This is a genomic window from Serratia sp. 22264 (assembly GCF_052045345.1).
GTDB classification, from domain to species: domain Bacteria; phylum Pseudomonadota; class Gammaproteobacteria; order Enterobacterales; family Enterobacteriaceae; genus Serratia; species Serratia plymuthica.
In genome coordinates this window covers 60,383-77,884 of the sequence record NZ_JBQEOY010000006.1, presented here as the reverse complement: position 1 = coordinate 77,884, position 17,502 = coordinate 60,383, and the positions used below count along the sequence as shown (strand labels likewise).

Annotated in this window: 11 protein-coding genes and 3 pseudogenes; 9 read left to right on the top strand and 5 right to left on the bottom strand. The window is 50.7% G+C overall.

The features are described 5' to 3' along the window. Window positions 1-39 precede the first annotated feature (39 nt). From ACTJJ1_RS19195 to ACTJJ1_RS19155, 9 genes and pseudogenes are all read left to right on the top strand, one after another. A complete protein-coding gene (locus ACTJJ1_RS19195) occupies window positions 40-5,928 on the top strand; it encodes a DUF637 domain-containing protein (protein ID WP_440834885.1) in 5,889 nt (1,962 codons plus the stop codon). A gap of 2 nt (window positions 5,929-5,930) precedes the next feature. Next, on the top strand, window positions 5,931-6,305 hold the full coding sequence (gene imm2, locus ACTJJ1_RS19190; RefSeq protein WP_241921845.1) for an Imm2 family immunity protein: 375 nt from the start codon (window positions 5,931-5,933) through the stop codon (window positions 6,303-6,305). 143 nt (window positions 6,306-6,448) lie between these two features. Beyond that, window positions 6,449-7,917, top strand: a pseudogene (locus ACTJJ1_RS19185) (DUF637 domain-containing protein); the annotation flags it as partial. 8 nt (window positions 7,918-7,925) lie between these two features. Further along, on the top strand, window positions 7,926-8,288 hold the full coding sequence (locus ACTJJ1_RS19180; protein WP_062790324.1) for a DUF596 domain-containing protein: 363 nt from the start codon (window positions 7,926-7,928) through the stop codon (window positions 8,286-8,288). 68 nt (window positions 8,289-8,356) lie between these two features. After that, window positions 8,357-8,857: pseudogene (locus tag ACTJJ1_RS19175) on the top strand (DUF637 domain-containing protein); the annotation flags it as partial. Window positions 8,858-9,710: 853 nt separating this feature from the next. Continuing rightward, window positions 9,711-9,977 (top strand): hypothetical protein, encoded by a 267-nt coding sequence (locus ACTJJ1_RS19170; RefSeq protein WP_062790318.1) that lies wholly within the window; start codon window positions 9,711-9,713, stop codon window positions 9,975-9,977. 584 nt (window positions 9,978-10,561) lie between these two features. Then, window positions 10,562-10,762, top strand: coding sequence for a DUF596 domain-containing protein (locus ACTJJ1_RS19165; protein ID WP_440834883.1), 201 nt, complete (start codon window positions 10,562-10,564; stop codon window positions 10,760-10,762). A 57-nt stretch (window positions 10,763-10,819) separates the two neighbouring features. After that, window positions 10,820-11,560, top strand: a pseudogene (locus tag ACTJJ1_RS19160) (DUF637 domain-containing protein); the annotation flags it as partial. A gap of 208 nt (window positions 11,561-11,768) precedes the next feature. Further along, complete coding sequence (locus ACTJJ1_RS19155) at window positions 11,769-12,581, top strand: hypothetical protein (RefSeq protein WP_440834881.1); 813 nt, start codon at window positions 11,769-11,771, stop codon at window positions 12,579-12,581. Window positions 12,582-12,655: 74 nt separating this feature from the next. On the opposite strand, the gene ACTJJ1_RS19150 is transcribed toward ACTJJ1_RS19155, so the two are convergent. The 5 genes from ACTJJ1_RS19150 to purM all read right to left on the bottom strand — a co-directional run bounded on the left by ACTJJ1_RS19150 (window position 12,656) and on the right by purM (window position 17,252). After that, window positions 12,656-13,147 (bottom strand): TIR domain-containing protein, encoded by a 492-nt coding sequence (locus ACTJJ1_RS19150; protein WP_004951901.1) that lies wholly within the window; start codon window positions 13,145-13,147, stop codon window positions 12,656-12,658. Beyond that, window positions 13,144-14,598 carry an SIR2 family protein gene (locus tag ACTJJ1_RS19145; RefSeq protein WP_004951900.1) on the bottom strand — a complete coding sequence of 485 codons (1,455 nt, stop codon included), beginning with the start codon at window positions 14,596-14,598 and terminating at the stop codon, window positions 13,144-13,146. Before ACTJJ1_RS19145 ends, ACTJJ1_RS19150 begins: the two co-directional genes overlap by 4 nt. 312 nt (window positions 14,599-14,910) lie before the next feature. Beyond that, window positions 14,911-15,462 (bottom strand): spermidine N1-acetyltransferase, encoded by a 552-nt coding sequence (speG, locus tag ACTJJ1_RS19140; protein ID WP_004951898.1) that lies wholly within the window; start codon window positions 15,460-15,462, stop codon window positions 14,911-14,913. Between the two features lie 114 nt (window positions 15,463-15,576). Beyond that, a complete protein-coding gene (gene purN / locus ACTJJ1_RS19135; protein ID WP_440834878.1) occupies window positions 15,577-16,215 on the bottom strand; it encodes a phosphoribosylglycinamide formyltransferase in 639 nt (212 codons plus the stop codon). Then, complete coding sequence (gene purM, locus ACTJJ1_RS19130; RefSeq protein ID WP_006316901.1) at window positions 16,215-17,252, bottom strand: phosphoribosylformylglycinamidine cyclo-ligase; 1,038 nt, start codon at window positions 17,250-17,252, stop codon at window positions 16,215-16,217. Before purM ends, purN begins: the two co-directional genes overlap by 1 nt. Window positions 17,253-17,502 lie beyond the last annotated feature (250 nt).

Genomic DNA, 17,502 nt, shown 5'->3' with positions numbered 1-17,502 from the left:
CAGATGTCTAAAACCAACATCATTTCAAAGGAGTGAATAATGGATAAGCTCAACCACCCGTTACCCCGGAGTATCAGCTATCTGCTGATTTATCTGACGGCGCTGCAGCCATTGCACCCCGCCTTTGCCGCGGGTATCAACGCCGCTAACGGCAACACTCAGGTGGTCATCAAACCGGGTAACGTACCGGTGGTGAATATCGCCACGCCGAACGGTGCGGGCATTTCTCATAACACCTATAAGGATTTCAACGTCGGGGCTCCGGGTGCTGTGCTGAACAATGCGACACAGGGCGGAAAAACGCAGCTAGGTGTCGATATTATCAACGGCAACCCTAACCTCAAGGGTAAACCGGCCGATTTGATCATCAACGAAGTCACCGGCGGCAGCCGTTCCGAACTGCAGGGCAAGCTCGAGGTGTTCGGCAACAAGGCCAACGTGATGATCGCCAACCCCAATGGTATCAGCTGCGACGGTTGTGGTTTTATCAACGCTCCCGGCGTCACCCTGACTACCGGTAAACCGCAGTTCGACAAGCAGGGCGCGCTGGAAGCGCTGGAGGTGAAAAAGGGTGGCGTCACCATCGGCGGCAAAGGGCTGGACGGCAACAGCGCCGACTACGTCGACATCATCAGCCGCGCTACCGAACTGAATGGCAAGATCAACGCCAATAATCTGTCGCTGACCCTGGGGGCTAACCGCGTCAGTTTCAAAGACGGCACCATCAAGCCTATCGCCGGCGAAGGCGCTAAACCTGTGCTCGCGGTGGACACCAAAGCATTGGGCGGCATGTATGCCAATAAGATCCGTCTCGTGGCCAATGAGGATGGGGTCGGGGTCAACCTAAATAATATCAATAGCATGCAACGGGATGTCACACTTACCGTTAATGGACGTATTGAACTGGGACAAGCGCATGCACAAACGGATTTGAACGTCAGTGCCAGAGAGGTTCATATTGCCTCCGGCGTTAAGGTCCGTGGCGAACGCGACGTGACGCTGGCTGCCGATACGCTCAACAACAACGGCAATGTGACTGCACACCGAGATATGCGGGTGTTTGCCGACAAGGTGCGCAATGTTGAACTGCGTGACGGAGACAACACGGCGTTGCACAGCAACAACACTTTATGGATCCAGAAGGATGCGCAGGGCAATAAGGCGACTAGCGTTGAGAACCGCTCGGCGAAGATACTGACCAACAGCGGTGATTTGGTTATTAGAACTGAGAGTCTGAATAACGTTCGGAATGAAATGAGCGCGGGCTGGAGAAATATCCCCGGGGATTCAAAGGCATTTAATAAATCATCCGTTGGCAGTTACTACGACACACGGCAAGGGGTGGATGCTGTTGTGCGACTGGAACCTGAATTGAAGGATTTTGGTATTGGCAGTTGGTTTGGGGAAATCAATCTATCAAAAAACGATAAGGTTAATGTCGGACGGGATGACTATGTGATCACTAAATCACAGGTGCCGGGTGTGATCAGCTCGGGTAGTAATGCTTATATAAACGCGACGTCTCTCTGGAACGATCAGTCCAATATTAATGCAGCCAAAGACCTGATACTGACGGGGAAAGACTTTACCGTAAAGAGTTTGCAACTTGGCCAAAAAGATCTGTATTGGCAATTAGGTTCTTCTACTTTTGGTGTCGGTAGCATAGCCCGTGATGAAGATGCTCCTCCAGGTGACTGGGATCTGTTAAACGTTACTGAAAAAGCTGCATATACCAGGCAGCAGGAGTTACTGGCATGGAAAGATAAGGGGCATCAGAAATCGTCAATTACCGCTGGTAATAACCTGACTGCGGATTTTAACGGCGGAATTCATATAGATACACCGTTGCCGTACGACGTGAAAACCAGTGAGGCTGTGGTTTCAACTCGTCCAGACACGTTAGTCGCGAAAAATATTCTGCTGCATGCCAATACGATCGGCAATACCGATGCTATCCGGGCAAGCGGTGATATCACTCTTATTGCCGAAGATAGAATTAATCTTGGTCAAGGTGTACTAAACGCCGGAAATAATGTGTCCATGACGGCGGTGAATAATATCGATGCCTGGCAGAGCGAGGTGAAAGGAAAAAACGTCACTCTGTTGACGAAGAATGGTGAGATCAAGTTCCACACCAGTCAGGGACCGCATTATTTCCAACCGGACGGTTCGCATTGGATGGGGGGGCTGGAAGCCAGCGGCGATCTGACGTTGAATGCAGGCAGCACCATCACACTTCTCAATACGCGTTTGGCGCCACAGAGCCGTAACATCGCTATGACGGCGAATGGCAGCATTACGTTGGACAGAGACTTCTCCTGGTTGTGGTACAAACCGTTTTCACCGGCTATTTCTCCCACTCCGGCCAAAGAGCTGGCGCTGTTTAACCAGATGTTGGCGGTAGGGCAAATGAGTGCTAGTGGTTCTGTGCTGCTTAATACTGGAGGTTACCTGGCTCTACGGGGGGCTCAGATTAAAGCGGCCAAGGATATTACGTTACTGGCTGGCCATAACGCCGATCTCAATTATCGTGGGTTGAATGAACGAGTTAATTATCTTTTTCACTCAAACAGAACTCCTGAGTTAGGCAGCAAAGTGCACGCCGGGGGCAATCTGCTGATTAACTCTGCGCGTGATCTCGGGACTCAGGGTGGCACTCTCTCTGCCAATGGCAACATCACGTTGCTGGCCGGGCAAAACCTGTGGTTGGCGGCGGCTGGTTACTCTGCCATCGATGCGGTTAACGATAATAACAAAGACGATCGTCATCTGGTCACGACCCTTAACGCAGGGAAAAATTTTACTGCTGCGGCCAACAATCAGTTACTGACCTACGGCACCAAACTCACCTCCGGCGGTAACATGACCCTGACCTCGGGCGGAGACATGCGCTTCGAGGCGGTGCAAAATCATACCTACCGCGAGGGCAACAAGGAATTTACCGAAACACGAACCCAGCAGGGTACTGAACTGAATGCCGGTGGCCTGATGACGGTGATTTCCGGTGGCAGCATTTTATTCCAGGCCACCAAACTGGTGGTTAAGGGATTGGGTGCCAACTGGAGGCCGCCGGTCGCGGTGACTGACTGGGGCCAGCGCATTGCGGTAGCTGAACAACAGATTCAGAATGCGCAGCGGCAGATTAACCAGGCACAGCAGGACAAAAAGAATGCTGAGCTTGCTGTTGCTCAACGCGTATCTGCTGTTCAGCAAGCAGAAGCCGCCGTTAGAGAAGCAGAAAACGGGCGCGACGAATTTATTAGCAATAATCCACCTCACGAGTATGGAAACGGTTGGTCAGCGGAGGTGGGGAGTTGGAAAAAATTTGTTACACAGCGCGAGAATGAGCTTGCTACGGCGAAAAATAGCCTCGCAGCGGCCCAAAATGACGTCATTCTGGCTACCCAGCGTATCAATCAGGGTAACAACGGTAAAAACGAAGCGCAAAATCGCCTGACTGCTGCGCGTCAAGAGGCGCAACTCAAGGAGCCGGATGAGGCTCGTCAGAGGGCTGAGGTCAACGCGTATAACCAGGCCGAAGCCATGCGAGCCGGCAATATGGATATCGCCGCCAAGGGCGGTTATCTCTATGCTCAGGCGATGGAAGAGTCCAGCCACTACGAGAAAACCGAGAAGAAACGCAAATGGTGGGGCAAGAAAACCGAAGTTAAGCAGACTCGCCATGATGTAGCCAATAAGGTCACCGAGTTTACTGCCGCCGGCAACATCAACCTAATGAGCCGCGACGACAGCACCTATGAAGCCAGTAAAATCGCCGCCGGGCAGAATGCTCGATTAACCAGCCCATATGGGCAGGTCAACTTCCGTGCCGTAAAAAATACCTCCTTCGAGCAAACGATCAGCAACTCGAAAGGTTTCTTCATCAAGCAATCCAATAAAGGCTATGAAGACAACAAGTGGGTGCTGCCGAGCATTCATACTGGCGGTACGCTGACCGTTGATGCGGCAAAGGGTGTTAGCGCCGACGTGAAGGCGAAAAACGGCCAGGCGCTGCAAAGCGCGATAGATGCGCTGGGTAATACGTCGGGCACCACCTGGGTAAAAGACCTCAACAAACGCAACGACGTGCAGTGGAATATCGTCAAGGACGCCTACGACAGTTGGGACTACAAGAGCCAACACTTGAACCCGGCGGTGGCGGCGGTGATTGCCATTGCAGCGGCGGCAGTGACTGCGGGCAGTTCGCTCACGGCGCTAGCTGCCAGCAATGTTGCCGGGGCCATTGGTGGCGGTGCAGTGACCAGTGGTGCGGTGACGGCCGGGATGTCGTCGCTTGCCTCTCAAGCGGCAGTGGCATTGGTGGAAAATCAGGGCAACCTATCGAAAACCCTGAAAGTGCTGGGCAGTAACGAAAGCGTCAAGGCGACCGCGACCGCCATGGCGATTGGCGGGGCGCTCAACGGTTTTGACAGCGCGATGGGTTGGAGCAAGGACGCAGCGGGCAAACCGCTCAACCCGAACAACGTCAAGCTGCCGCAGCTGAGCAACGGCGACTGGAGCAAGGTGGCGCAGCGGGTGGCCGGGCAATCGGTCATCAGCTCCAGCTTGAACACCACCATCAATGGCGGCAGCTTCAAAGACAACCTGACCAATGCGCTGCTGGCGAATATCGGCAGCCAGATTAATGCTGAAGGGGCGAAGCTGATTGGGGATAACGGCGAAGTATTGGGCGTAGTCGGTAAATCTGTCAGCCATGCGGTGGTGGCGGGCGTGGCGGCGGAAATCGGACGCGGTGACGGTAAAGGCGCGGCGGCAGGGGCGCTGGCGGCGGAGCTGGCTGGCGTGATTATCAATGACAATCTGGTCAAGAATGAAGGCTGGCAGGAACAGCAGGCACAGATTAGTCGCGTGGCCGGTGCTTTTGCGGGGGCTTTAGCGACCGGTAAAGCTGGCGGAGCCAACAGTGGTGCTAATGCTGCTGAAATTGTTGAGCGCTTTAACCGTCAGCTTCATCAAGATGAATTGAAAGCGATTAAGGAACTTGCTAAGGGCGATAAAGAAAAAGAGGCTCGGTTGCTGGCAGCTTCATGTCGTAAGGTGAGCTGCACCAATCAGGAGGCGTTAAGTTCCGAAGAGCGACAGCAATTTGAAGCGCTGATGAAGAAGTACCCTTTCACGAGGGAAGAAGATGGAGTTATCGCCAACTATTGGGTGCAAAAGGAGCGACAGCGTTTCGGCAACTATCCGGCGTTTGCCGGCTATGACAGCGAAAAGTTATTCACGTATGATTTGGGCGACCAGATAACCGACGGCCAGCTGTTTGCTCGCAACCAGCAGATAGAACAAATCAGCAAGTTGACCGGTTGGTCGCCGGACTGGGTGAATGCCTCGGTGATGGCGGTTTCTATCGCCAGTACGTTTGCCGGTATGGGTAAAGCAAACGTCGGCAACCAATACCTGTCATCCAAATTGGTAGGCCCAGCCAGTACCTGGAAAGGGTATTTGGTCAATGAGAAGACTGTTCAGCAGGCTGCTACATTCAAAAACCAGGTTACAGAACTGAGGACTGGTCTACCATCAGCCCCGAAACGCAGTGGTAACGTTGCAGTGGCCAGTATTGATATATCTGGAATGCCAAAGACACTTGCAAGCCATAATCTCATAGACGTTGCAGGTAAGGGTTTTGTTGGGATGGGAAAAGAAAATTTCAAATATGAGACTGTTCTCACTGATGATGGTAGACATGTAGCAAGAAATATAGACTCCGAATATAAAATATTGGATAACTTAGCCGATAGATTAGGTAAAAACTATTCCGTAAAAGGCTCTGTTACTATTTTCACCGAAAAGCCTGCGTGCGAAAGCTGTTTAGGCGTTGTTAAACAATTCGAGAGTAGGTACCCTGGAGTGAAAATTGAAGTTTTGGACAATAACGGTGTGCGTTTGATTCCGGGAAGAGGTAAATAATAATGAATGTGATGAGTTATGATGAAATAAGAAGTAGCTTTGCCTATTCAAGTTACGCTTATTGCAGAAATATACTTAACCTACTAAAACGTGGTGGTAGTAATTCGGTTTGTGATACATCTGAACAGGCGTTTGCGTATGAGTCATTAGAAGGTTCGTTTGAAGAACCAATAGAATGCCTCATGCTCGAGCTAGTAACGCTCATCTTTATGGCTGGTAGATGTAGTGATAAAACAGTAAAGTTCCACACAGATATCATATTAAAAATTTTATCCGCAAATGATTTATCCGAAATGCTTAAGGATGTAACTGAAGATGACAAAAACGAAATTTTAAACGATCTTCGATTGCTTGGCTTGATCGATAAGCCTGAATAAAAGGATGCCCGTGTGGATCTATGTGTTTTGTCTAACGTCTGGATCCATGACAACGGCTATGAAGATTGGACCTGATCCGCACACAGAAACGGCTCTTCGGAGCCGTTTTCTCTTGATGTTGTACCCCATATAAACGCCGATAGGACGCGGCGGGCAAACCGCTCAACCCGAAAACGTCAAGTTGCCGCAACTGAGCAATGGCGATTGGAGCAAGGTGGCGCAGCGGGTGGCCGGGCAATCGGTCATCAGCTCCAGCTTGAACACCACCATCAATGGCGGCAGCTTCAAAGACAACCTGACCAATGCGCTGCTGGCGAATATCGGCAGCCAGGTTCAGGCCGAGGGCGCCAATCTGATTGGCGATAACGGCGAGGTATTGGGCGTAGTCGGTAAATCTGTCAGCCATGCGGTGGTGGCGGGCGTGGCGGCGGAAATCGGACGCGGTGACGGTAAAGGTGCGGCGGCTGGGGCGCTGGCGGCGGAGTTGGCCGGGGTGATTATGCAAAGCACGCTGTTTGAACCGGCCAATCTCAATGAAAAGGAACGCCAGCTCTACCGTCTGCAGGAAGCGTTAAACGGCAATGAAGTAAAAGAGCAAACGGCACGAGTAATCGGGGCTTTGACCGGGGCGTTGACAACGCATACACCGGAAGGCGCCTACAGTGCTGCGGACAGTGCACAGTCGGTTTATCGCTACAACATGACCGAACATATGTTGATGCAGTACGCATTGGATAATCAGAAAGATATCCTTGCTGCCGATAAAGGCGATGCAGCGGCGGCAAAACGTGTTGTGGCTCGCCGGGAAGCAGCAGCCATTGTGGCAACTGTTGGTGGTGGCGGTCTGGTACTTGCCGCTGGGGGGATGACGCTGGTGGGAGCTGCGCCAGAATTGGTTCTGGCAGCACGATTGGCTATTGCCGGTTGCAAAACCAACCCCGCACTTTGCCTGAATCAGGCTGGGATTTATGCGGCAGACATTGTGGCACCGGAAGCGATAATTGGAACGGGAGCCGTCACTACCGGCAGCACGCTGATCCTGGGAAAAACCGAGGATAGCGTTAAGAAGCTGACGCAGCAGTTGGTGAAGACTTCAGACGAGTTGTATAAAACAAAAAATTTCAATGCTCAACCGGTTGCCGATTTTATCAAAGGCGAAACGGCTGCGGGTACAAACTTGTCAACGAAGACCGCGGATTATCTGCGAGATATTCAGAAGGTTAATACTGATCAACTGGTCAAGGTATTTGATCCTAAGCAGGGGGAGAGTAAGTTAAATGTGTTTGGGAGACAGTTTGAGCAGGTACTAGAAGAGGGGGGGAGCAACAAGCAAGGTAATGTGAAGGTGTTCGCCACTGAGAATTTATCGAAACAAGCAATCTTCGATTACGCACAGTCACTGACGGGGGGAAAACCATTGTTAGAGGTAAGAACTGACGAGCTTTGGACCGTTGTCTTGAACGAGAAAACGGGTGAGAAACTAACCCTTAGGAAAATTTCAAGCAGTAAGGTAGATACCAAAGCACGTTGGACAATTGATATCCTTGGTAATGAACAGTTGAGTGAGCTTCAAGGTAAAGTAAAGAAAAGAATAGAAATCAAGTTTCGGTGAGGGTTTCCATGTTGTATAGCGACGATAAATACAAATTGTTTAGTGAGGAGTTAGAGGGGTCATCTATTGGAACCGTATGGTCAGCTATGAGAGCTGATAACTTTGATAGAGAAACATTATCTTATGAGGAGAAAGTAGCCTACTTTTTAGAAATTATTCAGCTTCTTATGAAAGATGGGAAAATAAAATTAGGCAAACACGGTCAATTCCTGGAAGGCAACATTGAAGATCAGGTAACACGTTACAAAGCTGCATTCCCCAAGACGGAAGAGGAATGGAAAGCCAAAAATGAAGACATTTGGTTTTATCATGAGGATTGCCCAGGTGGAATCGTCTGGATTCATGACAGCGGCTATGAAGATTGGACTTGACCTGTACACAGAAATGGCTCACCGGAGCCGTTTTCTCTTGATGTTGTACCCCATATAAACGCCGATAGGACGCGGCGGGCAAACCGCTCAACCCGAAAACGTCAAGTTGCCGCAACTGAGCAATGGCGACTGGAGCAAGGTGGCGCAGCGGGTGGCCGGGCAATCGGTCATCAGCTCCAGCTTGAACACCACCATCAATGGCGGCAGTTTCAAAGACAACCTGACCAATGCGCTGCTGGCGAATATCGGCAGCCAGGTTCAGGCCGAGGGCGCCAATCTGATTGGGGATAACGGCGAGGTATTGGGTGTAGTCGGTAAATCTGTCAGCCATGCGGTGGTGGCGGGTGTGGCGGCGGAAATCGGACGCGGTGACGGTAAAGGTGCGGCGGCAGGGGCGCTGGCGGCGGAGCTGGCTGGCGTGATATTGGGCGATAATATCATCAAGCCGGATGAGTGGCAGAAGAAATCGGAACAGCAGGCGCAGATGGCGCGAGTTCTGGGAGCAGCCGCTGGCGCAGTCTTCACCGGCAAGTCTGATGGTGCTTACAGTGGTGCCACCGGTGGTGAGAATGTGTTCCGATATAACTATCTCAGCCACAAACAACAAGAATTGATGGAGAAGGATTTGGCGGCCGCGAAATCGCCGCTCGATAAAGCGGTGGTGTTGGCGAACTGGGGAATAACGAGCCATACCCAGGATGGCGCCTTTGCGGCGGGTGTAGTCTCCGGCATCCCGGTTGAAATCAGCGATACGGTGGATGGTTTGGTCGCCGTGGCCAGCAATCCACGCGAGGCCGCGGATGCATTAATAGCTCTGATAAAGAACGATGAACGCTTCTCGATTATTGGCGAAAGTGTGAAACAGGAATACCTGGGGCGGGTCGAAACATTCAAGACGAAGTACGAACATGCCGGCGTGGATGGCGCTTTTGGCGCAGGTCTGGAGTTTGGTAAACTGACGATGGCTGGGCTAGGGCTGTTTGCTGGAGCCGCCGGCGCAGGTAAGCTGGGTGTAAAAATAACTAGTAACACGCTTAAAGCTACTTCCAAAGCTGCCGAGAAAAACACATTAATTGCTTTAGATCGCATGCCAAAAAGTGAGACGAAACTTCCGTGGGACTCTTGGCAAAATTATCCGAAAAAAACAGTTGGTGGACATCAATACGCACGTATAGGTGATCGTCTTTACTCTCAACATGCTGTTGACCGAATGCAACCAACAAGCTTAGGTTCCCCGGCAGGAACCATTGGACCTGGAAAAACCGTTTCTCCCAATATAGTTGAGCATGTAATTAAAACAGGTGTTACTGAAACAAGCATATCTAATGGTATTCAAAGGACAATTTATCGGGCTGGTGACATTGGTGTGGTTACTGAAAACAATGGTAACATAATAATCACAATCCTTCGCAGGAGTGAAAAATGAGTGAGTGGATTTATCCCGATGTAATTAAAAAACTTAGGTTTTCCTGTGTGGCCTTTTTAGAAGGAAAACTACCTGTGGCTGAAATTCAATCAGAAATAGATAACGCAGGTAACAGTATTGTAGCGATAGAGGAAAAATGGTTACGACAGATGCTACTTGATGCGGAAAGCGATATTGAACTTTTAATCTTCACTATTGACAATGAAAAATTGACAGCAGCTGTCACACCTATCGTACAGAATATTATCAAGGCAATAAGTTAGGACATGGATTAGCCCCTATTTCCGCAACGTGCTATGCATCATAAAATAGGCACCTGATACCGTTTATGAAGGTTGTGGCCCACGTATGGAAACGGCTCTGAGGAGCCGTTTTTTCTTGATTTTTTATTCCACATAAACGCCGACATATCGCATCGGGTGATGGCTATCCTCGGCTAGCTGACGCCGCGACTGGAGATCATCGACTATGCCCAATCGTTGGCTGGTGGAGTTCCGCTTCAGGAAATTACCACAGCACCAGGCCGCTATTACGCTGTGTTGAGCAATGGAAGCACAGTAAACCTTAGAGGTGTGTCAAAAAGTAAGGATGAAACCAAGGCACGTTGGACTCTTGAGATTATAAAAAATGAGCAATTTAACAGTCTGCAAGGGAAAGTGAAGAAACCTGTTGAGATCAAATTTAGGTGAATTATATGCGAATCGGAAAAGAAGAGTTTATAGAATATAAGGATGTCTTAGAGGGGCATTCTTTAAGTGCATTATGGTATGTGACTCCTCCAGAGGGGTATTCTGAAAAAAACTTCACCTTTGATCAAAGGAAATAGTTTTTTCTTCTGCTTTTGCGAATGCTTCTGGAAGATGGAAAAATCAAACTCGCAGCACATGACTCCTTTTTAGACGGTAGTTTCGATGAGCAGATAACTCGATTTCGAGAGGCATTACCAGCTACTGAAGAAGATCTCATCCACGGGCTCTGGTTTACTTTCGAAGAATGCCCTGGCGGGATAGTCTGGATCCATGAAAACGGATACTTAGACTGGACCTAACAACTTTGCAGAGACGGCTCTTCGGAGCCGTTTAATTTATTCAGAACAACGACACAGAAACCGCTTAACCCGAACAACGTCAAGTTGCCGCAACTGAGCAATGGCGACTGGAGCAAGGTGGCGCAGCGGGTGGCGGGGCAATCGGTCATCAGCTCCAGCTTGAACACCACCATTAATGGCGGCAGCTTTAAGGACAATCTGACCAATGCCCTGTTGGCCAATATCGGCAGCCAGATTAATGCCGAAGGGGCGAAGCTGATTGGCGATAACGGTGAAGTATTGGGCGTAGTCGGTAAATCTGTCAGCCATGCGGTGGTGGCGGGCGTGGCCGCAGAAATCGGCAAGGGTAATGCTAAAGGCGCGGCGGCCGGGGCGCTGGCGGCGGAGCTGGCTGCAATCACATTGGGTGATATTTTTACAGAGCCGGCAACGCGGGACGCTAAAGTGCAGTCTGCTGGGCGTATTATTGGCGCGGTAACCAGTGCAGCTATCACTAACTCTGCCAAGGGAGCCAGCAGTGGAGCCTCCGCTGCTGAGAATGTGCTGGTTTACAATTTCCTGATGCATGATGAACCGGCAAAAATGGCGAAGAAGCTTGCCGACTGCAAAGGTAATAGCGGTTGTGAAATCAATGTTCGCCGGGAAATGGCACAATTGTCGGCGAAAAATGAAAAAAGTTTTGAATCCTGTCGGATTTCGGGCAATGGGGACTGTATCAACGATATGTTATTGGGGATCTCTGATGCAACTGGCTTCAGGGAACTGGGTCTCCAACTGGGATTTGATATTGCTTCGCAGGCTATAAAAATTTCCTTGCTGATATTTTTCATTGTTTCATATTTAATTGATGGTATAGAAATGGTTTCTCTAATGTCGGGTGCTATTTTTGTGGTTGGTCGATAATTTTATTGATATGTTGATAGTTGAAGCTTTAACTTGCTTATTGTTTTTTCATGTATTTATTAGGTAAATGGATGTTTATTTTTATATAAGGAAAAATATAATCATGGATATCGATTCAAGTTATATTAGAGATATTATAATTCCAACCTTAACCTTATTAGTGTCAATCGCGATCCCCTTTGGGAAATGGTGGTTCTCACGTAGATTAAGAGGCCGTGATAACCGGCGTAGCCGACAATTTGATGTCGTCAGCAATGTTAAACGATTCTCTGTGTTGTCACACATCCAAACATTGCGGGATAAGCCGCAGGACGGCATGGTGCTGCTGCAAATCAAAGCGCTTTATGAAAGCATCGGGATTCGTTTGCCTGTGTGGGCCGCGGACCAACTGATGGACTATCTTGGCCGTGCATCATTGCCGTTGAATAGCCTCTCTCTGAACTGTTTTTTACGACGTGTTTCGCTTACCTCAGTCAAGAGTGGTGTCTTTTCCCTGGATGCCAACCGGCTGCGGCGCCAGCGTATCGGGTCTGTAGTCTTTCTGATTGTTAGTGCGTTGGCGGTCACTTACGGCTTTTATGTCACTGTGCTTCCCTTGAGTGAAAGTGAGGCTACCACCAGCAATACTTCTTGGTTTTTATTCTTCTTCGTTGCCTATGTTGCGATGGCAATTTTCGTCGTAGTCTGGTCAATTGACGAATTGAGTTCTCTGGGACAAGCCAATGATTTCTGGCAGGAATGGCAACCTCACTTGTACCAAACGGAAGTGGAGTATCAGGTGCGATGTCTGCATGAGCGTAGCGCTACGACAGCGGATAGCGAGCCTGTTTTAGAACCAACGCCCATCAAAGACATGCTGCCTGTCAGGAAATCGCAGCGGGGGTGGCTAATGCGCCTGCTGGGTAAGAAGAAGTGAAAAGATAAGATGTGCCGATAACGGGTAAGGGGCCTATCGCTGATATGACCCCTTTTTGATAACGGCGTCAGTCGTTAGTAGTCATTGCGGATGCGAATAGCCTCCTCCACCCAATCGGCCAGGTTTTCTTCGATGTACTCGTAGACTTTGGTGCTTGTTGAGTAGGGTGGATCGTAGGCTTTAGCGATCGCAGAGAGCTTGTTCTCGCCCAGCTTGATGTAATCCAACGGGTTATTACCTTTAGCTGCCTGCTTGCCGGTGCTGTCCTTCAGGTTGTGGATGTAGACCACCAACACCCCCATACCTTTTTTCCAGGCTTCGCAAATCTCGTGATTGATCCATTTGCGATTTGCCGTGTCTTCACCGGCTAGAACAATAATGCAGCTACGGTTGGTCAGTTGAGTTTGGATCCAGTCGGCAATAGCGGCGTCACCGCCTTTTGTGACCTCCTCCCAGTCGTTATCCCTGGCTGGCGGGTTACCTTCCAGGCTGCCTATGCTGCGCACTTGCGAAACGCGCCAGTTGTCGGGCTGGTAGTGGAAACTGTAAAAGCATCTTCTGGTCATGAGGGATTCTCCTTGGCAATGATATCGATGAGTTCCAACAGGCGCGTTTTCTTCTCTGCCAACTTTCCCGGCTCATTGAGCTGGTCCAGCAGCGCCATGGCAGCGGGATTGCGGTGATAAAAGGTGTCGGTCATTTCCTCCTTGATGATTTGATAGAGAACAGCGGATACGTAGCCGGTGCAGCCGACCGGAATGCAGATGCAACCTTGTTCGTTGGCGATGGCGAACTCTTTCAGCAGGCCATCGGCATCGGTCAATGCACCCTGAGCGTCTTTTTTGTTGCCGAATAAAAAGACGGCAATGCCGCTGAGTGAGATCATGCGCTGACGGTACTCATGCCAGAGTTCAGGCAGCGCTGTGCCGCCGCTGGCAAACTGTGGAAAGGGGCGCAGGATGAGTTGGCTTTCGGTTATTTTTCCCTGGCTTCCATAGATAGCTTCCAGCGCACCATTGATCACCGCCGTCCCTATGCCCCAGCCAAAACCGTTAACGATACGGAACTGTTTGCGGATAAGCTGGCCCGCCAGGCGGTGCAGGCATTGAATAGATTCTTCACGCGTATAAGGTGCGTAGCTTTCAGCGCTGCCTGAAATGAATACGGTGCTTTTCTTGAACTGAGTTTCGATGGCCAACAGCAGGCGAGTTATGTCTTGATAATCATCTACCAGCAGCGTTTGGATGCCGTAACGGCGCAGATCGTTGATCATCAGCGTTTGCTTGCGGCTGTTGTAATCGCATGCGGCCTGATCCTCACTGCCGTTATCGCCGAGTTGAACCCTGCGCATGACGCAATAATGGTTTCTGTTCCCCTCACCATGTTGCATATAGAGACGGCTAAGGACGTATTGCAGGTTGGGATCTTCGAAACTGAATCCGATAAACAGAAAGGTCTTGGCGGTGAGTTCCGCCATCAGCATATTGATAAATGGCGCGTGAGAGCGAGGATAGGCTTCATATTGCTGCCGGGTGATAATGGCTTCGTTAGGCGTTCTGTAATCACCATGCATCTTGTATAAAACTACATCACGTTTGTGAATATTGTTGGTCAGGCCGATGGGTGTGGTTTTGATATCGCATACGCGGTTATAACGGGCATAGGTTTTTTCGAAAAGATCGTCGTAGTTGGTGGTCCAAAGCGACGAAATGGGTAATCGGGCGATCGCTCGATGATTTTCCGTTTCCTGCGCCTGTTCGGCAAACTCGGTGACAATCTTCTGATTGATTTTATGCCGATTACCTTTTTCATTGAGATGAAATTGTGCCAGTGAAATAAGATCGCTTTCTTTCTCAATATCCAGTTCCAGCTCGTAGGCGATATCGCTGATAAGCTCTTTCCAACTGACGAAACCAGCAGGGATGGATAAACCGGCGCCGGCAAACAGAGCGGCGGAGCCCGCTTTGATGTCATTAACATAATCACGAATAAACAACTCTATATCGCGTGAGAACATGTAGGTTCCTTCCTGTGAATAACGGTTTTTTATTTATTTACGGGTATTTATTTGTTTGGTGAATATAGTTATTTTCATGCTGATAAATACATTAGCGGAATATACAAATTAAGTAAAATTAAAAACCATTCATTGTGTGAATATAATAATGGTTTTTTGAATATAAATTAATATTAAAAGTAATAGGTGAGTGAGCGTCAGGCAGTTGCATTATTATGAATGAATCGAACGGGTATTTGATCGTTAATATTGGCGAAGGGTATAAATAATTATGCCGGTTGCCTAATCAGCGGCGACCGGCATTATATTTCCCTATTTAACCAGCGGCTTATCGCCAGGCGTTTTGAACTTCGCCAGATACTGCGGCTGGAAGATGCACATGCGCAGCACGGTGCGGTATTCGCCGTTAACGAAGAATTCGTCAATCAGTTCGCCTTCCACTTCGAAGCCCAGCTTGCTGTAGATGTGGATCGCCTTCGGGTTTTCTTTGTCGACGATCAGATACAGCTTGTACAGGTTCAGCACCGAGAAGCCGTAATCCATCGCCAGTTTGGCGGCGGTACTGGCGTAGCCTTTGCCCTGATGGGCCGGATCTATGATGATCTGGAATTCTGCGCGGCGGTGGATGTGGTCGATCTCCACCAGTTCCACCAGCCCGACCTTGGCGCCTTCGTGGGCGATGATAAAACGCCGTTCGCTCTGATCGTGGATATGTTTGTCGTAGAGATCGGAAAGCTCGACAAAGGCTTCGTAAGGTTCTTCAAACCAATAGCGCATCACGCTGGCGTTGTTGTCCATCTGATGGACGAACGCCAGATCATCCCGTTCCAATGGACGTAGCCTGACGCTGGTAGTGCTGGACATGTGTGTTCCTCTATGTCGTGAAATTGTGCAAAGTATAACGTCAGGGGCTTGATTGCGGCGAAAAAAAACGACGCCGTGAAAGGCGCCGTTTAGACGGTGTTCAGAGTACAGCGATCAGTCCGCTGCGTGCCCTTGTTCCGGCAGGCGTTCGCCGTCCAGCCAGGCGGCGTTATCACGCATCGCCAGCCGGCCTTCGGCAAACCAGTTCACCACCAGCGGGTAAATGGTGTGTTCCTGGGTTTGCACCCGTTCAACCACCTCGTTTTCCTCGTCGCCGGGGAAAATCGGTACCTTGGCTTGCAGGATCACCGGGCCGCCGTCGAGCTGTTCGGTCACGAAGTGCACCGAGGTGCCGTGTTCGCTGTCACCGTTGTCGATGGCCTGGCGGTGAGTATGCAGCCCAGGGTATTTCGGCAGCAGGGAAGGGTGGATATTCAGCATGCGGCCTGCATAGCGCTGCACGAACTGCGGGCTGAGAATGCGCATATAGCCGGCCAGCACCACCAGATCCGGCTGATACCGGTCGATGGCGTCTGCCAGCGCCGCGTCAAACGCCATGCGGTCGGCAAAGGCCTTGGCATCCAGCGCATGGGCGGCAATGCCTGCCGCTTCTGCGCGTTGCAGGCCATAAGCCTGCGCCTTGTTGCTGAACACCGCCACAATGTCGGCGGCAATCCGGCCCTGCTGGCAGGCGTCAATCAGTGCCTGGAGATTGCTCCCCTGGCCGGAGACCAACACCACGATCTTTTTCATCAGTTGATGACCACTTGTTGTTCGTCGGAAGATGCGGTCAGTTTACCGATCTTCCACGCTTTTTCACCGGCTGCGGTCAACAATGCGATGGCTTGTTCAACGGATTCTTCCGGCAGTGCGATTACCATGCCCACGCCACAGTTAAAGGTGCGGTACATTTCGTGGCGGCTGACGTTACCTGCCTGCTGCAGCCAGCTGAATACCGCCGGCCACTGCCAGCTTGATTCGTCGATCACCGCCTGCATGCCTTCCGGCAGCACGCGCGGGATATTTTCCCAGAAGCCGCCGCCGGTCAGGTGAGCGATGGCGTGCACGTCGATTTTCTCGATCAGTTCCAGTACCGATTTTACGTAAATCTTGGTCGGCTCCAGCAGGTGGTCAGCCAGCGGTTTACCTTCCAGGTCGGTGGTGGTTGGATCGGTATTGCTGACTTCCAGGATTTTGCGCACCAGCGAGTAGCCGTTGGAGTGCGGGCCGGAAGCGCCCAGCGCGATCAGTGCGTCACCGGACTGCACTTTGCTGCCGTCGATGATTTCGGATTTCTCGACCACGCCGACGCAAAAGCCGGCCACATCGTAATCTTCGCCGTGGTACATACCCGGCATTTCGGCGGTTTCACCACCCACCAGCGCACAGCCGGACTGCTTGCAGCCTTCGGCGATGCCGGTGATGACGCTGGCCGCGGTGTCCACGTCCAGTTTGCCGGTGGCGAAGTAATCCAGGAAGAACAGCGGCTCAGCGCCCTGTACCACCAGGTCGTTCACACACATTGCGACCAGATCGATGCCGATGGTGTCGTGGCGTTTCAGGTCCATCGCCAGACGCAGCTTGGTGCCTACGCCGTCGGTACCGGAAACCAGGATCGGCTCGCGGTATTTCTGCGGCAACGCACACAGGGCGCCAAAACCGCCCAGACCACCCATCACTTCCGGGCGGCGGGTCTGTTTAACTACACCTTTGATGCGGTCTACCAATGCATTGCCAGCATCGATATCGACACCTGCGTCTTTATAGCTGAGAGAGGTTTTGTCGGTCACTGCGCGATCCCCACGACGGTTTGCGGTTTGAATACGGTGCATCCGGCGTTGATACCGGAATAAGGCGCGGCAATTCTAACAGCGCAGGCAAACGTTTGCGAGTGGCTTGTGAACCAGCTCCGTTTTTTCGTCATCTATACTGTTATTCGAACTTTAGTTGATCCCGATCGGGCTATTGTGGGTGGCGCGGCCGGTAAAAGGAGTTATAATCCCGCGATTTTTTTGGCCGTCAACCACCTTAATAGGAGAA